17 protein-coding genes and 1 riboswitch are annotated in these 18,321 nt (G+C 70.6%); of the genes, 7 read left to right on the top strand and 10 right to left on the bottom strand.

What is annotated here, in order from left to right:
* Nucleotides 1-21 precede the first annotated feature (21 nt).
* The 5 genes from ACFZBP_RS27795 to ACFZBP_RS27775 all read right to left on the bottom strand — a co-directional run bounded on the left by ACFZBP_RS27795 (nt 22) and on the right by ACFZBP_RS27775 (nt 5,373).
* Nucleotides 22-1,215, bottom strand: a complete 1,194-nt coding sequence (locus ACFZBP_RS27795; protein ID WP_383444439.1) for a hypothetical protein — start codon at nt 1,213-1,215, stop codon at nt 22-24.
* A gap of 54 nt (nt 1,216-1,269) precedes the next feature.
* The gene (locus tag ACFZBP_RS27790; protein ID WP_383444436.1) at nt 1,270-2,283 is read right to left on the bottom strand and encodes an NlpC/P60 family protein; all 1,014 of its coding nucleotides are present in this window, start codon (nt 2,281-2,283) and stop codon (nt 1,270-1,272) included.
* Nucleotides 2,284-2,510: 227 nt separating this feature from the next.
* Nucleotides 2,511-3,542 (bottom strand): NlpC/P60 family protein, encoded by a 1,032-nt coding sequence (locus ACFZBP_RS27785; protein WP_383445679.1) that lies wholly within the window; start codon nt 3,540-3,542, stop codon nt 2,511-2,513.
* A gap of 211 nt (nt 3,543-3,753) precedes the next feature.
* Complete coding sequence (locus ACFZBP_RS27780) at nt 3,754-5,097, bottom strand: NYN domain-containing protein (protein ID WP_383444432.1); 1,344 nt, start codon at nt 5,095-5,097, stop codon at nt 3,754-3,756.
* Nucleotides 5,098-5,133: 36 nt separating this feature from the next.
* Nucleotides 5,134-5,373: a hypothetical protein gene (locus ACFZBP_RS27775; RefSeq protein ID WP_030047674.1), complete on the bottom strand. Its 240-nt coding sequence runs from the start codon at nt 5,371-5,373 to the stop codon at nt 5,134-5,136.
* Nucleotides 5,374-5,568: 195 nt separating this feature from the next.
* On the opposite strand from ACFZBP_RS27775, the gene ACFZBP_RS27770 reads away from it, so the two are divergent.
* The 7 genes from ACFZBP_RS27770 (at nt 5,569) to ACFZBP_RS27740 (ending at nt 11,836) form a co-directional block, all read left to right on the top strand.
* Complete coding sequence (locus ACFZBP_RS27770) at nt 5,569-6,318, top strand: rhomboid family intramembrane serine protease (RefSeq protein ID WP_383444425.1); 750 nt, start codon at nt 5,569-5,571, stop codon at nt 6,316-6,318.
* Nucleotides 6,315-6,596 (top strand): Lrp/AsnC family transcriptional regulator, encoded by a 282-nt coding sequence (locus ACFZBP_RS27765; RefSeq protein ID WP_062718959.1) that lies wholly within the window; start codon nt 6,315-6,317, stop codon nt 6,594-6,596. Before ACFZBP_RS27770 ends, ACFZBP_RS27765 begins: the two co-directional genes overlap by 4 nt.
* Before the next feature lie 87 nt (nt 6,597-6,683).
* Nucleotides 6,684-7,004, top strand: coding sequence for a small secreted hydrophilic protein (locus tag ACFZBP_RS27760; protein WP_383444421.1), 321 nt, complete (start codon nt 6,684-6,686; stop codon nt 7,002-7,004).
* Complete coding sequence (locus ACFZBP_RS27755; protein ID WP_391417026.1) at nt 6,934-8,445, top strand: ATP-binding protein; 1,512 nt, start codon at nt 6,934-6,936, stop codon at nt 8,443-8,445. The genes ACFZBP_RS27760 and ACFZBP_RS27755 overlap by 71 nt, the downstream gene beginning before the upstream one ends.
* The gene (locus tag ACFZBP_RS27750) at nt 8,442-9,107 is read left to right on the top strand and encodes a winged helix-turn-helix domain-containing protein (protein WP_391417024.1); all 666 of its coding nucleotides are present in this window, start codon (nt 8,442-8,444) and stop codon (nt 9,105-9,107) included. The genes ACFZBP_RS27755 and ACFZBP_RS27750 overlap by 4 nt, the downstream gene beginning before the upstream one ends.
* Before the next feature lie 77 nt (nt 9,108-9,184).
* The gene (locus ACFZBP_RS27745) at nt 9,185-10,600 is read left to right on the top strand and encodes an SLC13 family permease (protein ID WP_391417021.1); all 1,416 of its coding nucleotides are present in this window, start codon (nt 9,185-9,187) and stop codon (nt 10,598-10,600) included.
* A gap of 9 nt (nt 10,601-10,609) precedes the next feature.
* Nucleotides 10,610-11,836, top strand: a complete 1,227-nt coding sequence (locus ACFZBP_RS27740; RefSeq protein WP_391417018.1) for a glycerate kinase — start codon at nt 10,610-10,612, stop codon at nt 11,834-11,836.
* On the opposite strand, the gene ACFZBP_RS27735 is transcribed toward ACFZBP_RS27740, so the two are convergent.
* From ACFZBP_RS27735 to ACFZBP_RS27715, 5 genes are all read right to left on the bottom strand, one after another.
* A complete protein-coding gene (locus ACFZBP_RS27735; RefSeq protein ID WP_391417014.1) occupies nt 11,791-13,158 on the bottom strand; it encodes an aminotransferase class V-fold PLP-dependent enzyme in 1,368 nt (455 codons plus the stop codon). The genes ACFZBP_RS27740 and ACFZBP_RS27735 overlap by 46 nt on opposite strands.
* Nucleotides 13,159-13,302: 144 nt before the next feature.
* Nucleotides 13,303-13,419, bottom strand: a riboswitch (SAM riboswitch).
* A gap of 71 nt (nt 13,420-13,490) precedes the next feature.
* Nucleotides 13,491-14,555 carry an anthranilate phosphoribosyltransferase gene (gene trpD, locus ACFZBP_RS27730; protein ID WP_391417012.1) on the bottom strand — a complete coding sequence of 355 codons (1,065 nt, stop codon included), beginning with the start codon at nt 14,553-14,555 and terminating at the stop codon, nt 13,491-13,493.
* Between the two features lie 254 nt (nt 14,556-14,809).
* On the bottom strand, nt 14,810-16,447 hold the full coding sequence (locus ACFZBP_RS27725; protein WP_383444399.1) for a cytochrome bc complex cytochrome b subunit: 1,638 nt from the start codon (nt 16,445-16,447) through the stop codon (nt 14,810-14,812).
* Nucleotides 16,444-17,493 (bottom strand): ubiquinol-cytochrome c reductase iron-sulfur subunit, encoded by a 1,050-nt coding sequence (locus ACFZBP_RS27720; protein ID WP_062718951.1) that lies wholly within the window; start codon nt 17,491-17,493, stop codon nt 16,444-16,446. The genes ACFZBP_RS27725 and ACFZBP_RS27720 overlap by 4 nt, the downstream gene beginning before the upstream one ends.
* Complete coding sequence (locus ACFZBP_RS27715) at nt 17,490-18,302, bottom strand: c-type cytochrome (RefSeq protein WP_383444396.1); 813 nt, start codon at nt 18,300-18,302, stop codon at nt 17,490-17,492. The genes ACFZBP_RS27720 and ACFZBP_RS27715 overlap by 4 nt, the downstream gene beginning before the upstream one ends.
* Between the last annotated feature and the right edge of the window lie 19 nt (nt 18,303-18,321).

Here is an 18,321-nt window from a genome sequence, read left to right as displayed (position 1 = left end):
CGGGGGCGGAGGGAAGCGGGGTCAGCCCAGTTGGGCCCGTAGGTACTCCCGCCACTCCGCCCTGAAGTCCTCCAGAGACGTCCCCAGCACGGTCTTCAGGGCCTCCTCCACCGCCCCGCCCCGCCCGTCATGCGCCCCCACGGCCCGATAGAACTCCGCGAGCCGGACCTCCCCCCACCGATCCGCGATCATCCGGCACGCCATCCACCCGCTCTCGTAGGCCCGCGCCAACCTCCCCCCGTCCCCGCTGAATCCGAAGTCCCCGTCGCCCGGCAACTCCTCCGGCACCCGTCCCTCGCCCACCGCGCGAGACAGCTCGGGCGCGGCCTGGGACGGGGAGCGGCCGCTGCCGAGGTAGCCGATCCAGTCGGCGTAGCCCTCGGAGAGCCACAGCGGGGTGGCGGCGGTGGTGTGGGCACGGGTGGCGACATGGGTGGTCTCGTGGGTGAGGACGACCTGCCGACCGGTACCCCCGAGCACCCCGTACGCGTCGGGATTGACGATGATCCGGTCCGCGGGCGCGCTCGCCGGAGCCCCGGTCTCCCCGGTGGTGACCGCCGCGATCCCCCGGTACGAGGAGGCCGGCGCCCCCAGCAGCCCCGCCATCCCGTCCAGCGACCTGGGCACGAGGACGACGACCCGTCGGGGCCACTGGGTGCCCCACGCCTGGGACACGGCCGGCACGGCCCGGTCCGCCAGCTCGGCGTACGAACGCAGCGCCGCACCGGACTGCCCGACACCCAGCACGAGGCTGTCGTCACCTCGTACGACACTCACCTCACCCTGGTCCCACAGCTGCGCGGCGGAGCCCTTCGCGGGCCGCTCGGCGTCGACGTACCACCGGCCCTCGACGTCCAGGCTCAGACTCAGGGTGCGGCCGACGCCGACGGGACCCCGGTCGTAGCCCTGGACGCGGTAGCGGAGCTCGGCCTCGGCGAGGGCGGTGCCGCCGGTGCGCCGCAGACCGGTCAGGCGGTAGGACCATGCGGCGAAGGGGACGGCGCGCAGGTTGCCGTACCGGTCCCGGGCGCCCGTGCGCAGATACGCCGTCTCGTCGTGGCCGAGGATCGCGGCGGCCCGCCGGTCGAGGAGCCGCTGCACCTCGGCCTTGGCGCTGTCGGTGGCGGGCCGCCCTCCGCAGCCGACCAGCGAGGCGAGCAGCAGACAGAGCGCGATGACGACTCGCGTTCCCGACGCCCGCCTTCGACCAGCCATTTCCCGATCGTACGGCGGGCAGGGCGCGGAGGTCAGACCCGCGTCCGACCCGGCTCAGACCCGCGTGACCGTCGCGCCCGGCATCATGCCCACCGGGTCGTAGCGCACCGGGGCGCCCGGGTAGGGCGCGTGGATCACCTGGCCGTTGCCGGCGTACATCCCGACATGGCTGGCGTCGGAGCGGTAGGTGACGACGTCGCCGGGCTGGGCCTCGGAGAGCGGGACCTGCCGGCCGGCGTACCGCTGGCCCTGCGAGGTGCGCGGCAGGGCGACGCCGGCCTGGGCGTACGACCACTGGATCAGGCCCGAACAGTCGAACCCGGAGGGGCCGTTGGCGCCCCACACGTACGGCTTGCCGAGCGCGGAGTGGGCGGCGGCGATGGCGGCGGCCGCGCGGCCCGAGGGCGCGGCGAGGCTGCCGAAGTCGGGCATGACGTCGCGGCCGGAGCGGGAGGCGCGGTCGTAGGCGGCGCGGTCGGTCGCGGTGAGGGAGTTGAGGAGCCGGCGGGCCTGGGCGAGTTTGTGCTCGACGGTCCGCTTGTGGGCGGCGACGGTCTTGCGGCTCTTCTCCAGTTCGACGAGTTTCCCGGCCGCCTCGGCCCGCTCCTGGGAGATCTCGCGCATGGCGTCCTGGAGCTCCTTGAGCTCCCCGGCCTGGTGCGCGCTGAGCCGGGCGATCCGGGCGGCCCGGTCGAGGTAGTCCTCCGGGTCGTCGGAGAGCAGCAGGGCGAGGGAGGGGTCGAGGCCGCCGGAGCGGTACTGGGCGCCGGCCAGCGAACCGAGGGCGTCCCGCATGGAGTTGATGTCCTCCTGCTGACGGGCGATCCGGTCCTGCGCGTCGTTCACCTGCTCCCGCAGCTTGTCGGCGCGCTCGTCGGCCTTGTTGTAGGCCTCGGTGGCCTTCTCGGCCTCCTCGTAGAGGCGGTCCACCTTGGCCCGGGTGTCGTCGTGCGGCGCGGCCGTGGCCGGTACGACCCCGATGGCCGCAGCGGCGGCCGACATGACGCACAGGGCTGCGTTGGCGCCCCGGTCGAACCCGGGCGATACAAGGCGGCGATGGGACCCCACGGGAAGCCGCTCTCCTTCCGCTGACGACAAGGACCTTCCCCGGCGAGGGGGAAACGCGGCAGACAGTAGCTCCGTGCCGGGGTGCCGACCAACGACCGCGCCGGGCACACAAAGTGACGCCCCGCCTCTGACGCAGGTCATGGGCGGGGCGCGGGGTCAGCGAAGGTTGTCGTGATTCGCCCGTTCGGGCGGCACGTGGTGTTGATCTTGCGGGCGTTCGGCCGGGATCAGATCCGGACGCCGAACTGGAACGGCATGTTGTTGATCGACTCGTAGCGGACGACCGTGCCGCTGCGCGGGGCGTGCAGCACCTGGCCGTTGCCCGCGTAGAGGCCGACGTGGTGCAGGTCGCCGTAGAAGATGACGAGGTCGCCGACCTTGAGCTCGCTCATCGACAAGTGCCTGCCATAGCTGGCCTGGGCCTGGGAGGTGCGCGGGATGGAGACGCCGGCCTGGGCGTAGGCCCAGGAGGTCAGGCCCGAGCAGTCGTAGGAGGCGGTGCCGGTGGCGCCGTAGACGTACGGCTTGCCGATCTGGGTCTGGGCGGCCTGGAAGGCGGCCTGGGCCCGGCCGGAGGCGGAGCCGACGTTGCCGAGGTCCACGCGGTCGGCGGCGGAGCGGCTGGCGCGCTGCTCCTCGGCGGCGAGCGCGGCCTTCTCGGCGGCCGTCAGGGTGTTGAGCAGCTTCTGGGCCTCGGCGAGCTTGGCCTGGACCTGCTTCTTCTTCTTGCCCAGCTCGGTGCGGGTGGAGGCGAGGTCCTTGAGCTTGTCGGAGGCCTCGGCGCGCTGCTGGGAGAGCTGGCGCTGCTTGGCCTGGATCTCCTTCAGCGAGTCGACCTGCTGGGCGCTCAGCTGGTCCATCGTGGACGCCTTGTCCAGGTAGTCGTCCGGGTCGGCCGACAGGAACAGCTGGACGGAGGAGTCGATGCTGCCCGTGCGGTACTGGGCGGCGGCCGCGAGGCCCATCGTGTCGCGCAGCTCGTTGAGCTCTTCCTGGCCGCGGGCGACGTTGTCCTGGATGGTGGAGATCTCCTTCTGGAGCTTCTCCTGCTTCTCCTTGGCCCCGTTGTACTTCTCGGTGGCCTGCTCGGCCTCTTCGTAGAGCTTGTCGACCTTGGCCTTGACCTCGTCCTTGCTCGGCTTCTCGCTGGGGGCCGCGTTGGCCGCCTGAGAAGAGATGGCCACGGCAGCAGCGGCGGCGGTGGTCAGCACGGTCACGCGTGCTCGGCTCGGCTGCTTCGGTCGACGGTGGGACGCCACGGAGGTGAAACCCTTCTTGTGAGTGATCACCCGCTCGGAGGTTCGACGCCAGACCCTAGTGACCCAGTTGTGATCAGATCAAATCCTCACACGAAAATTCTCGTCACACCTGTCATTCTTTACACACAACTCACAGCCTGTGCAGGGCCGGTTGACGCTACGTCGTCCGAGGTTGACGCCAATTCGGGCATTGCGCCTGTACGTTGGCGTTTCAGGACAGCCGCTTGAGAAGCACCGCAGAAGCCACCGGCCGCGCCCCGGCCCGGGCGACCCCGTCGGCCACCTCGCGGTCGGTCGAGGCGACGATGACCGGCCGGCCGGGCGGCTCGGCGCGCACCAGTTGGCGGATCAGCTCGTCGGCGGTCACGCCCGGTTTGGAGAACAGCACCCGCACTCCGCGCGGCGGCGCGAGCAGTACCGGCGCGGCCAGTTCGGCCCCGTCGAAGACACAGGTCACCTCGGCGCCGGTCTGCGCGGCGAGCTGCGAGAGCTGGCCGAGCAGCCTGAGCCGCTGCTTCTCCAGCGGCATCTGGGGATAGCCCGTCTTGGTGACGTTGTAGCCGTCGACCACCAGATGCGCCTGGGGCAGCGCGAGGAGCTGGTCGAGGATCGCGGGGTCGTTCTCGGACAGCGCCCGGGCCGCGATGTCCTTCGGGGTCATACGGCCCGGTTCGACCGCGTCTACGGTCTCGGCGGGCCGTACGGAGACCGGTGGCAACGCCAGTTCCCGGCGCAGCCCTTGGGCGGAGTCCAGCAGGGTGTCCAGGAGCAGGCGGACGCGCATGTCCTCGACGCTGCGACCCTCACGCGCGGCCTTGCGGGTGGCCTCCAGGGCCGCCTCGGCCTCCCCGAGCCGCGCTCTGAGCCGCCGGGACTCACTCTCGGCGGCGGAGACCTGGGCGTGGCTCTCGGCGCGTACGGTCTCGATCTCGCCCTGGACCTTGCGCAGGGCGGCCTCGCCGCGCTTGACGTCGCTGAGCGCCGAGCGCAGCTTGCGGTGAAGCGATTCGGCTTCCTTCTTCGCCGTGTCCAGCTCGGTGCGCAGCCGCTCGGTCTCGTGCCGGGTGTGCTCCCGGGCGTGGGCGAGCTCCTCGCGCAGCCGCTCCAGCTCGGCGCGGGCCTCGTCGTCGGCGCGCTCGGCGTCGGCCCGCTGGGCCTCCTCGCCGGCCGCGGTGACCAGCTTGACCCAGCCGGTGGGCCGCAGAACATAGGCCGCGGCCGCCACGTCGAGCGGGTCCGCGGCCGCGGGCAACGAGCCGGAGTCGAGGGCGCCGGTCAGTTCCGGCTGGGCCTCTCTGAACTTCTCGCCGATGCGCTGGCGGAACAGCGGATCGGTCTCCAGCGCCGCCGCCATCGCGTTGCCGGCGAACTTCGCCCGGCGGTTCGGGGCGAACCGGGCGTACTGCCTGAGCTGCGCGGGCAGTTCGCCGACCGTCAGTCCGCCGAACCCGTCGGACACGATCTGCACGACTCTGCGCCGCACGCCGTCGGGCAGCGGACGGTCGAGCACCTCGGCGGCGCCGTCGCCCGGCCCCCCGCCTTGTGTCTCCACCATCCGTCACACCCCAATGCTGTGCGGGGCCCGCTCCGCTCAGGAGCCGGCGCCCGGCCTGTCCACGAGTTCCACCTTGTCCACGGCGTTGCACCAGCGGCAGCGCACCGACTCGATGGTCTCACTGAGCACCTCGCGCTCCTCGACCTTGGGCTCGCCGGCCAGATCGAGATGCATGTACTCCACGACCTTGGACGAGCGCGTCACGTCGAAACGCGTGAGGTTGCCGCAGAGGGTGCAGCGCCACCGCGTGGTGTCGGTCGGCAGGGGAACCGTCATCGTGACCGTGCTCTTTCCTCTAGGTCTCTGCTGGTGTCTACAGGTCTCTATTGTCAGCGACGCGCCGGGCTCCCCGGTGCGTGTGGCTCGTTACCCTACGGCCTGGCGGGTACTCGTCGCCCGTCCGTCCCAAGGACCTCCCCGGCGGCGAGGCGGTCTGTGCGTGTGCGTCCCGTTACGTCATGCTCTGTATTCATGATCGGCAACTGGCGTGCGGTGCGCTTCCCGGCCTGTTTCGGCTACGTGCTCCGGGGGCCGTCGGCGCCGGTGACCCGTGCCCTGATCGCCGTGTGCTGCCTGGTCTTCCTGATCGGCCCGGCGGCCGGACTCGGTCCGGCGTACGGCACCGGTGACGAGCTGCTCGCCACGCAGCGGGCCTACTTCCACCGCTGGGGTGTGGTGCCCGCGGAACTGTTCGAGGGCTCGCCCCGGGCCGCCCTGACCCCCGCCACTGCCCTCTTCGTGCACGGCAGCTGGGTGCACCTGCTCGGCAACATGCTCTTCCTCTACGTCTTCGGCGCGATGACCGAGGAACGGATGGGCCGCGTCCAGTTCACGCTCTTCTACCTGGGCTGCGGCTATCTGGCCCTGCTGGGCTACGCGGCCGCCAACGACGACTCCACCCAGTCCCTGGTCGGCGCGTCCGGGGCGATCTCCGCGGTTCTCGGCGCCTTTCTGTTCCTCTTCCCCGGGGCGCGCGTGACAAGCCTGCTGCCGTTCCTGCTCTTCCTGCCGCTGCGCTTCCCGGCATGGGTCGTGCTGCCCTTCTGGGCGGCACTGCAATGGGTGGCGGCGGGGCGGGCCGACCGGGGGCCCGGGGTGGCCTACCTGGCGCACCTGGTGGGCTTCGGCCTGGGCTTCGGCTACGCGTGGGCCCGCTTCGGTCGGCCCACTAGAGTGAAGGCCGCCCCAGCTCCGGCCCCCGAGGGAGAGAACCAGCCGTGATCACCGCGATCGTCCTGATCAAGACCAGCGTGGACCGGATCCCCGAGATCGCGGAGCGGATCGCTTCGCTGGAGAGCGTCACCGAGGTCTTCTCCGTCACCGGCACGTACGACCTGATCGCCATGGTGCGGGTGAAGCGGCACGAGGATCTCGCCGAGGTCATCCCGGGCCGGATCAGCAAGATCCCCGGGGTGGAGGCGACGGACACGCACGTGGCGTTCCGGACGTACTCGCAGCACGACATCGAGGCCGCGTTCGCCATCGGTCTTGACAGCTGAGGCCCACGGCCGCCGACGGCCGCGGATGAAGAGTTCTTCATCCGGCCCTCATCCTTCTCACCGTGTGCCGACCACAGGATCGGACACATGGCTTTCACTCGTCGTATGGCGGCCCTGTCCGCCGTCGTGCTGATCCCACTGGGCATCGCCGCGACCAGCTTCGCCCTCACCGACCGTCCCGCGTCACCGAAGGTCCCCTCCGAGGTGGTGTTGGAGAGTGACTCCCCCTCCCCCACCCCGGTGGTCACTCCCAAGCCGACACCGACGCCGGACACGACCCCGACCGACGAGGTCGTGTCACGGCCTCCGGTGACCGACAGCCCCACGAATGATGACGATGACGACGACCACGGCCAGAGTGCGGGCAACAGCGGATCCGACGACGACGGACCCGACGACAGCAACTGACCCGGCTCGTCGGCGGATCACCGCGCGGGTGCGCATCCTGCTGTGGCTGCTGCTCGTCATGGCGGTCGCGCTCATCGAGGTCGCCACGACGACCCGCTCGTTCCTGATGCGGGACGTCGACAACCGGATCAGCCGGCTGCTCACTCAGGAGACCGGTGAGTTCGCCGGCTTCGAGAAGCGGGGCGGGGACCCGCAGACGGGACAGCCGTTCACCAGTGCCCGGCGGCTGCTGACGGTCTTCCTGGAGCAGCAGAACCCCGACACCGACGAGGAACTGATGGGCCTGGTGCGCGGCACGGACGGCGTGCTGCGCCAGCTTCGGCAGCCCAGCGACATCTCCGTCGCACTGCCCCTGTACCGGGACTCCGACGCCAAGCGCCGCATCTTCGACTCGCCCGACCCCACCGGCACCCTGAGCCGGCCGGAGGGGGAGATCCGGTGGGCCAAGGTCACCGTGGCGCACGCGGGCGCGAAACCGGACGCCGCGTTCGTCGTGGCCTTCCACTCGGAGCGGGAGCGGGAGCGGGTGAACCAGGTGTTCCGCGCCCTGCTCATCATCTCCGGGGTCGCCCTGCTGCTCACCACGGGCATCGCCTGGGTGGCCGCCGGGCGCATCCTGCGACCGGTGCGCGTGGTGCGTACCGCTGCGGCGCAGATCACCGAGCAGGACCTCACCCGACGGATCCCGGTGCACGGCAAGGACGACATAGCCGCTCTCGCCGAGACGTTCAACAGCATGCTCGACCGCCTCGAGCGGGGCTTCGCCGCCCAGCGCGAGTTCGTCGACGACGCGGGCCACGAGCTGCGCACCCCGATCACCATCGTGCGCGGGCATCTGGAGGTCATGGGCGACGATCCGGCCGAACGTGACGAGACGATCCGGCTGGTCACCGACGAGCTGGACCGGATGAGCCGCATCGTCGAGGACCTGCTGCTGCTCGCCAAGGCCGAGCGGCCCGACTTCGTCGTCCCCGAACCGGCCCAGGTCGCCGAACTCACCGCCGACGTCTTCGTCAAGGCCCGCACCCTGGGCGACCGCGACTGGCGGCTCGCCGGGGTCGCCGACGTGGAGTCCGAGCTGGACTTCCAGCGCATCACGCAGGCCATGGTGCAGCTCGCGCAGAACGCCGTGCAGCACACCGTGCCGGGCCAGACCATCCGGATCGGCTCCCGGGTCGTCGGACCGTACATCGAGCTGTACGTCGCCGACCGGGGCCCGGGGGTCCAGCCGACCGACGCCGAGATCATCTTCGAACGCTTCCGGCGGGGCACCGCCCGGCGTGGAGCACGTGCCTCCGGCGCCGGACTCGGGCTGGCGATCGTCAAGGCCATCGCCGAAGGGCACCACGGCCGGGTGCGGCTCTCCGAAACCCCCGGCGGCGGCGCCACCTTCACCCTCGTTCTGCACGCATCCCCCGCACCGGAAGGGCAAGACACGTGAACCGCATCCTCATCGTCGAGGACGAGGAGCGCATCGCCTCCTTCGTGGAGAAGGGACTGCGCTCGAACGGATTCACCACGACCGTCGTCACCGACGGCGACGCCGGCTACGAGTACGCCCTGACCGGCGGCTTCGACCTGCTCGTCCTCGACATCAACCTGCCCGGCCGGGACGGCTTCACGATCCTGCGTGAGCTGCGCGAGGCCCGGGTGACGACCCCGGTGATCGTGCTGACCGCGCGGGACTCCGTACGGGACACGGTGGCCGGTCTGGAGGGCGGCGCCGACGACTGGATGACCAAGCCGTTCCGCTTCGAGGAACTGCTCGCCCGGGTGCGCCTCAGGCTGCGTACGGCGGCCAGGGCGCCGGAGGTGACCGTGCTCAGAGCGGGCTCGCTCAGCCTGGACCTGCGCACCCGCCGGGCCCGGGCCGACGAGCGGACCGTCGACCTGACGGCCCGTGAGTTCGTCCTGCTGGAGCTGTTCCTACGGCATCCGGGGCAGGTGCTGTCCCGCGAGCAGATCCTCTCCCACGTGTGGGACTACGACTTCGACCCCGGTTCCAACATCGTGGACGTCTATGTCCGCACGCTGCGCAAGAAGCTCGGCGCGGAGCGGGTGGAGACGGTGCGCGGGATGGGGTACCGACTGCCCGGCGGGTGAAGGCCCTTCGCACCGGGTGAAGTTCCCTTCATGTTCGGCTCATCGACGGCTCACCGCCCGGGTGAACCCTCGATGACGTGACACTGAACCCTCGCGCTCTCACTGCCCTGTCCGTGGCGCTGACGCTGTGCGCGCTGCTGGCCGTCCCCGGGAACTTCGCCGGGCTGGGCGGCGACGCCCGCTTCACCCTCGCGGTGTTCGTCCTGGCGACCTGTGCGTGGATGGGTACGTCGATCGACGACACGTACATCGCGCTGGGCGCCGCGCTGGCCCTGACGGTGACCGGCGTGATCAGCAACGACACCCTGTTCGGCACCCTCGGCGACTCCACGGTGTGGCTGCTGATCTGCGCCTTCGTCCTGGCGGCGGCGGTGACCCGGACGGGACTGGCGGGGCGTGCGGCGGTGTTCCTGGTCAGCGGCGCCCGCACCGTGCGGCAACTGGTGCATCTGACGACGGCGGCCCTGGTCGTCACGGCGTTCGCGGTGCCGGCCACCTCCGGCCGGGCCGCGCTCGCGCTGCCGGTGTTCCTGGCCCTGGCCAAGGTGCTGGCCGACCGCAGGCGACTGGTCGTGATGCTGGCGCTGCTGTTCCCGACCGTGATCCTGCTGTCGGCGGTGGCCACCCTGATCGGCGCCGGCGCGCATCTGATCACCGTGTCGGTGCTGTTCGAGGCGACCGGGGAGCACATCGGCTTCACCGAGTGGCTGTTGCTGGGCCTTCCGCTGGCCTTGACGTCGTCCCACCTCGCCGCCGAGCTGGTGCTGTGGACGACGACCCGCCGCGAGGACCGACGTGGCCCCGTCCACATCACCGCCGAGCAGATCCAGGAGCACAGCGAACAGCCGGTCACCGGCCCCTGGGCGCAGACCGAGAAGCGCTGCGCGCTGCTGCTGGCCACGGTCGTGCTGCTGTGGTGCAGCGAGCCGCTGCACCATCTGTCGCCGGCGATCGTGGCGCTGATCGGCGCGGTCGTCGCCTCCTCGCCCGCCCTCGGCACCGTCAAGCTGAAGGACGCGCTGAAGACCGTCCCCTGGTCGCTGCTGCTGTTCATGGCGGCGACGATGGCGATGGGCGTCGCGCTCGCCGACTCGGGAGCGGCGAAGTGGCTGGTCTCGGGGCTGCCGGCGAACGAGTCCCCGGTCGTGTTCCTGGTGATCGTGGTCGTCGTCAGCACGGCGGCCCACCTGGTCCTGCAGTCCCGCTCCGCCCGCTCGTCGGTCCTGGTGCCGCTGGTGGTGGCTGCCGCCGCGGGCGTCGGCGTCAACCCGGTCGCCGCCGCGCTCGCCTCGACCGCCGCCGCCGGCTTCTGCCACACCCTGCCCGCCTCGGCCAAGCCGGTCACGCTCTTCGCCCAGATCCCCGGCACCCCGACCTACACCCCGCGCGACCTCCTGCGGCTGTCCGCCTTCCTGGCCCCGCTCACCGCCGCGCTCGTCCTGCTCTTCGCCGTGGTGGTCTGGCCGCTGCTCGGCGTCTCCGTCACCCGTTAAGGAGCCCCCATGCTGAACCGTGTCGTCGTAGCCCCCAGCGGCTTCAAGGAGTCCCTGTCCGCGGAGGCCGCCGCCGACGCCATCGCCGCGGGTGTGCGCCGGGTCCTGCCGGAAGCCGAGGTCGACCTCATCCCGCTGGTGGACGGCGGTGAGGGCACGGCCCTCGCCCTGGCCACCGCGACCGGGGGCAGGCTCGTCACCATGCCCGCCACCGGCCCGATCGGAGAGACGGTCGTCTCCCACTTCGCCGTACTCGGGTCCGGGGACACGGCGGTGGTGGAGATGGCGGCGGTCGCCGGCCTGTCCCTCGTCCCGCGCGACCTGCGCGACCCCGGCGCCACCACCACGTTCGGCGTCGGCGAACTGATCCACGCCGCACTCGACATGGGCATGAAGCGGATCCTCGTCGGCTGCGGCGACTCGGGCACCTCGGACGGGGGCGCCGGTGCGCTCCAGGCCCTGGGTGCCCGCCTTCTGGACGGGGACGGCATGGAACTGCCCCTCGGCGGCCGGGAACTGAACCGCCTGCACCGCATCGACCCGTCCGGCCTGGACCACCGCCTGGCACAGGTGGAACTCCTCGTCGCCTGCAACCCGTACAACGTCCTGTGCGGTGAGCGGGGCGTGGCCCGGGTCTTCGGCCCTCAGAAGGGCGCCACCCCGGAAGACGTCGAGGAACTGTCGGCCGGCCTGGAGAACTGGGCCTTCGTCCTCACCCGTGACGTGGCCGCCTCGGACACCGATCTCCGGTACGGCCCGGGAACCGGCGCCTCCGGCGGTCTGGGGGCCGGCCTGGCCGCCCTGGGCGCCCGGCTCCTGCCCCGCTTCGAGGTGCTCCTCGACCACCTCGCCCTGGACGCCCGGCTGGCCCGGGCCGACCTGGTGATCACCGCCGAGGGCGCCCTGGACCACCAGACGCCGCGCGGCAAGGTCCCGGCCGAGGTGGCCCGGCGTGCCAAGCTCTACGACCGCCCGGTCCTGGCCCTGGCGGGCACCCTCGGCGAGGGTGCGCAGGACGTGCCGGGCGTGGACGCCTGCCATGGCATCCTGCCCGCGCCGATGATCCTGGCCGAGGCCATGACCCGGGCGAGCGAGCTGCTCACGGACGCCACCGAGCGCGCCCTGCGGATGATCGTCCTGGGCACCCGGCTACCGCTCATGCTGCCGCCCCAGGCTTCGCCGCCGGAGGCTCACGCGGAGGTGTCCGGCACGCAACGGCCGTCCTCCGTGCGGTAGTTCCACCGGGCGCCGTCCGTCACGAGCTCCTTCACGGCGTTCACGAACCGCTCGACGTGCTCGTCCGGCGTACCGGCCCCGAAGCTCACCCGGATCGCGTTGAGGGACTTCTCGCCGGGGGCCGCCTCCGGGGCACCGCACTCGCCCTGCGTCTGCGGGTCGCTGCCGAGCAGCGTGCGGACCAGCGGGTGGGCGCAGAACAGGCCGTCGCGCACCCCGATGCCGTACTCGGCGGAGAGCGCGGCGGCGAAGTGGGAGCTGTTCCAGCCGTCGACGACGAAGGAGATGACACCGACGCGCGGGGCGTCGTCGCCGAAGAGGGAGAGGATCCGGACCTCGGGGACCTCGGCGAGGCCCGCCCGCACCTTCTCGATCAGGTACTGCTCGCGCGCGACCAGGGTGTCGAAGCCCGCCTCCGTCAGCGCCTTGCAGGCGGAGGCGATGGAGTAGGCGCCGATGACGTTCGGGGAGCCGGCCTCGTGGCGGGCGGCGCTCTCGTGCCACTCGACGTCCACTCCCCCGTCCTCGCGCCGGGTGACCTTGCGGCTGGCGCCGCCGCCCGCGAGGTACGGCTCGGCCTCGCGCAGCCAGTCGGCGCGGCCGGCGAGGACGCCGGAGCCGAACGGGGCGTACAGCTTGTGGCCGGAGAAGGCGACCCAGTCGACGTCGAGGTCCTGGACGCTCACCGCGTGGTGCGGAGCCAGCTGGGCGGCGTCGAGCACGATCCGGGCGCCGTGGGCGTGCGCGGCCGCCGCCAGTTCCCGTACGGGCCACAGCTCACCGGTGACGTTCGAGGCGCCGGTGACGCAGACCAGGGCCGGGCCGTGGGGGTCCCGGTCGGCCAGGGCGCGCTCCAGGGTCTCGACGGCCTGGCGCGGGGTGCGGGGAGCGTTGAGGTAGGTGACCTGCGCGTTCGTCCACGGCAGCAGGGAGGCGTGGTGCTCGGTCTCGAAGACGAAGACCTGGCAGTCGGCCGGCAGGGCGGCGGCGAGCAGGTTCAGGGAGTCGGTGGTGGACCGGGTGAAGACCACCTGGTCGCCGTCCCGGCAGTCGAGGAACTCGGCGACCGTCCTGCGGGCGTTCTCGAACAGGTCGGTGGAGAGCTGCGAGAGGTAACCGGCCCCGCGGTGGACGCTGCCGTAGTAGGGCGCGTAGGCGGCGACGTCGTCCCAGACGCGCTGGAGGGCCGGGGCGCTGGCGGCGTAGTCGAGCGCGGCGTAGGTGACCTCGCCGCCGGTGACGAGCGGGACGGTGACATCACGGCCCAGAACGGGCAGCGGGGTGCAAATGGCCTGGTCGAGGGCAGCGCTGGAGACAGACATGGGGAACTCCCGTGAGAGGCATGCGAGTCGAGGGCATGCGGAAAAGAGAAAAAGGGTGCGCGGAGGCGGGGCTCAGCAGCCCTATCGCATTCGCTTGCTCACGGAAGACTCCCTCGAACGACCAGGACCCCTGGTTTCGAGAGGGGCCCGCGCTTGCCGTAGACCTCGCTGCCTACGGCCTGGTCTTCACCCGGGGCACCCCGCCACGGACGGAGGGTTGCCGGACAGTCGGCCGGGGCCTCATGACTGTCACTCATGACCTGTCGAGAACGTACGCGAAATGATCGTGGTCCCGCAACTCATGTCCGAATCGCGGGACCACAGGCGTATCGTCACGCGTTACTGGCAGCCACCCACCGGTCCAGCGTCCGCTTCGCCGTCCCCGAGTCGATCGACTCCGCCGCCTTCGCCATCCCGGCTCGGATCTGCTCGGTGAGCGGGGCGTCCGTCGGGTTCAGCGCCACCAGTGCGGCGGCCGAGTTGAGCAGTACGGCGTCCCGTACCGGCCCTGTCTCCCCGTTCAGCAGGCGCAGCGCCACGTCGGCGTTGTAGGAGGCGTCGGCGCCGCGCAGCGCCTCCACCGGCACCAGCTCGATACCGACGTCCCGCGGGTCGAAGGCCTCCTCGGTCACCTTGCCGTCGCGGACCACCCACACCTTCGACGTGGCCGTCGTCGTCAGCTCGTCGAGGCCGTCGTCGCCGCGGAACACCAGCGCGGACGAGCCGCGCTCGGCCAGTACGCCGGCGATGAGCCCCGCCATCCGGGTGTCGAAGCAGCCGACGGCGGAGGCGGTGACGCGGGCGGGGTTGGTCAGCGGGCCTAGGAGATTGAACGAGGTCGGGATGCCCAGGTCCCGCCGTACGCCGCCGACGAAGCGCATCGAGGGGTGGAACTTGGCGGCGAAGCAGAAGGTGATGCCGGCCTCGTCCACCACCCGTGCCACACCCTGCGGCGACAGGTCCAGGTTGATGCCGAGCTTCTCCAGCACGTCGGAGGAGCCGCTCGCGGAGGACGACGCGCGGTTGCCGTGCTTGACGACCTTCGCGCCGGCGCCCGCGATGACGATGGCGGACATGGTGGAGATGTTGACCGTCTTGGCCCGGTCGCCGCCCGTACCGACGATGTCGACGGCCGGGCCGGGGATGTCCAGCGGCTGCGCGTGGGCGTACATCGCCTCCACGAGACCGTTGATCTCCTCGACCGTCTCGCCCTTGGCCCGCAGCGCCACCATGAAGCCGGCGATCTGCGCGTCGGAGGCCTCGCCGCTCATGAAGCGGTCCATCGCCCAGGCCGTGTCCGCGGCGCTCAGGTCCTCTCCGGCCAGCAGGGCACTCAGCACGTCGGGCCAGGAACGGCCCGCCGCGGTGTCGCCTCCAGCGGGGGTCACAGCGCTCATAAGCCGCTCCTGGATCAGTTGTGGTGTCCCGCACTACGGGACGCGAGTCTCAACGGGGTCCACCCTATCCAGCCGGGGGTACGGCGAAGGGCCCCGTCCGTACAACGGACGGGGCCCTTCAACCGTGGCGTGGCTAGCAGTACTGGCAGGATCGCGGTCCCCCCGCGCCCCTCCAGGGGCGCGGGGAACTGCGCGACCAGCCACGACGGAGCCGCGGACGACAACGCGCCCAACACGGCGCCACCAGCGGAGCGTCAGTGGTGGCCGTGGCCGCTCGTGATCTCCTTGTACTCCTCGACGGACGGCTTGGGGATCTGGCCGTCCTCACCGAAGTAGGACTTGCTGAGCTTGGCGCGCAGCTTCTCGGAGCCCTTCACCTTGCGCTCGACGCCGTTCTCGTCGACCGTCGGGCCGATCTCGAGCGGCTTGTACTGCTCGTGCGCGGTGAGCGTGTGCAGCGCGTCCTGGCTGAGCGGCTCGTGCACCTCGATGTACTCACCGTGCGGCAGGCGCTTGATGATGCCCGACTCTCGGCCGTGCAGCACCTTGTCCTTGTCCCGGCGCTGCAGGCCGAGGCAGATCCGCTTGGTGATGATGAACGCGAGGACCGGTCCGACGAAGAAGCCGATCCGGACGAACCAGGTGACCGCGTTGATCGACAGGTGGAAGTGGGTGGCCCACAGGTCGTTGCCACCGCCGACCAGACCGATCATGTACACCGTGACCCAGGCGACGCCGAACGCGGTGCGCGTCGGGGCGTTGCGCGGGCGGTCCAGGATGTGGTGCTCGCGCTTGTCGCCGGTGACCCAGGACTCGATGAACGGGTAGACCGCGATCGCGCCCAGGACCAGACCGAAGAGCACCAGCGGGATGAACACGCCCAGGACGAGCGTGTGACCCCAGAAGTTGACCTCCCAGCCCGGCATGTACCGGACCAGGCCCTCGGCGAAGCCCATGTACCAGTCGGGCTGGGCGCCCGTGGACACCTGGTCCGGCCGGTAGGGGCCCATGGCCCAGATCGGGTTGATCTGCGCGATGGCCGCGATGACCGCGATGACACCGAAGACCAGGAAGAAGAAGCCTCCGGCCTTGGCCATGTAGACCGGCAGCAGCGGCATGCCGACGACGTTCTTGTTGTTCTTGCCGGGGCCCGCGAACTGCGTGTGCTTGTGGTAGAAGACCAGGATCAGGTGGCCGACCACCAGACCGAGCATGATGCCCGGCAGCAGCAGGATGTGGATCGAGTAGAACCGGGCCACGAAGTCGACGCCCGGGAACTCGCCGCCGAAGAGGAAGAACGAGATGTACGTGCCGACGATCGGCATGGACAGGATCGCGCCCTCGGTGAAGCGCACACCGGTGCCGGAGAGCAGGTCGTCCGGGAGCGAGTAGCCGGTGAAACCGGTGAACATGCCGAGGACGAACAGCAGGAAGCCGAACAGCCAGTTGATCTCACGCGGCTTACGGAACGCGCCCGTGAAGAACACGCGCATCATGTGCACGAACATGCCCGCGAGGAAGATCAGCGCCGCCCAGTGGTGGATCTGCCGGATCAGCAGACCGCCGCGGACGTCGAAGGAGATGTGCAGCGTCGAGCTGAACGCCTCCGACATGAGCTGTCCCTGCAGCGGGACGTAACTGCCGTGGTACTCCACCTCGTTCATCGACGGGTGGAAGAACAGCGTCAGGTACACACCCGTGAGGATGATGATGATGAAGCTGTAGAGGCAGACCTCACCCAACATGAACGACCAGTGGTCGGGGAAGATCTTGCGCATGTTGGCCTTGGCCAGGGAGTAGATCCCCAGCCGGCCGTCGGCCCAGTCGGCTACGCGCTCGCCGGCCGGCGCCTTCCCGCGAGAGCGGGAGTCGGTGGTCTCTGTAGTGCTCATCCGCGCTCCCAGAATGCAGGACCGACGGGCTCTTCGAAGTCGCCGAGCGCCTCGAGGTAGCCCTCGTCGTTCACGCCGATGCGCAACTGCGGCAGGGCGTGGCCGGCGGGGCCGAAGATCACTCGGGCACCGTCGGAGAGGTCGAAGGTGGACTGGTGACAGGGGCAGAGCACGTGGTGCGTCTGCTGCTCGTACAGGGAGATCGGGCAACCGACGTGGGTGCAGATCTTCGAGTACGCGACGATGCCCTCGTGCGACCACTCGAGCTCGCGCTTGTCCTTGATGTCGTCGGGCTGGAGCCGGACGATCATCAGGGCGGCCTTGGCGATCTCGTTCTGGAAGTCGTGGTCGTGCTCCTCCAGGCCCTCCGGCTTGGCGAAGGTGAGGGAGCCGACCGCGACGTCCGAGGGACGCAGCGGCTCGTCGGTGTTCATGTTGACGAGCAGCTTGCCCTTGGACCACAGGGTGTGGCGGAGCTTGGTCCCGGGCAGCGGGCCGAGGTCACGCAGGAGGACGACGCCGGAGAGCGGGAACAGGGCCAGCGCGCCGAACATCGTGTTGCGGATCAGCTTGCGGCGACCCAGCGCGGACTCCTTGGCGCCCTGCTTGAAGTCGGCCATGACCTTGGCCTTGACCTCGGGCTCCGCCGCGATCGGGTGCCGCTCGTCCGCGACCTCCACGTCGGACATCAGGGTGCGGGCCCAGTGGACCGCGCCCGCGCCGATGCAGAACAGCGCCGTACCGAGGGTCAGACCCAGCGCGAAGTTCAGCGCGTTGAGGTGACCGATCGGGAAGACGAAGACCGACTTGTCGTGCGGGATCGCCACGTACGAGGCGATGAAGCCGACGGTGGCCAGCATCGACACCGTGAACAGCAGGGCGACCGTGCGCTCGGACCGCCTGGCGGCCCGCTCGTCGATGTCCTGGATCCGGTGCTCGTGGGGCGGCAGACCGGGGTCGGCGAACGGGTTCTTCTCGTCCGCTACCGCGACGTGGGCGTCCTGCTCAGCGGGCAGGTTCTCTTCTGGAATGTCTTGGCTACTCATGACTTCTTGGCCTTTGCGGTCCGAGCGGCGACCCAGACGGCGACCGCGATCAGTGCACCGAGCCCGAAGATCCAGGCGAAGAGGCCCTCACTGACCGGCCCGAGGCCGCCCAGCTCCAGACCACCCGGGTTGACCGTCTCGTCGCTGTTGACCGCGTGCAGGTACGCGATGATGTCCTTCTTGTTCTGCTCCGACAGCGTGGTGTCGGGGAACGACGGCATGTTCTGCGGGCCGGTCTGCATGGCCTCGTAGATGTGCTTCGGGTCGACACCCTCGAGGCTCGGGGCGAACTTGCCCTTCGTCAGCGCGCCGCCCTTGCCGGTGAAGTTGTGGCACTGGGCGCAGTTGTTACGGAAGAGCTCGCCGCCCTTGGCGATGTCCGCGCCCTCGGGACCGTACTGCTCCTCGGTCGGGACGGACGGACCGGCACCCAGCGAGGCGATGAACGCCGCGAGCTGGTCGATCTCGGCCTGCGAGTAGATGTTCTTCTTCTTCGGGACCTGGGCGCCCTGGGAGGTGGCGGCCGGCATACGGCCCGTCGAGACCTGGAAGTCGACGGCTGCGGCGCCGACGCCCACCAGGCTCGGACCGTCAGAGGTGCCCTGACCATCGGTTCCGTGGCAGCTGGCGCAGCCGACGGTGTAGAGCTTCTTGCCCTCCTCGATGGTGAGGGACTGGGCGGTTTCCTCGGCCTGCGCCTTGTCCGCGGGAGCGAACACGGCGTACAGCCCCCCCGTGCACGCCAGCGCGAGGAGTAGGACGACGACCGCCGCCAGCGGATGGCGTCGTCGTGCGGAGAGCTTTTTCACGGATTACCCCGGTGTCAGG

Origin of the sequence: Streptomyces sp. NPDC008086 (assembly GCF_042957325.1) — a bacterium.
In the GTDB taxonomy this organism is placed as follows: Bacteria; Actinomycetota; Actinomycetes; order Streptomycetales; family Streptomycetaceae; genus Streptomyces.
Note: the sequence above shows the minus strand (reverse complement) of the source record. Positions and strands in the feature narration are given on the sequence as shown.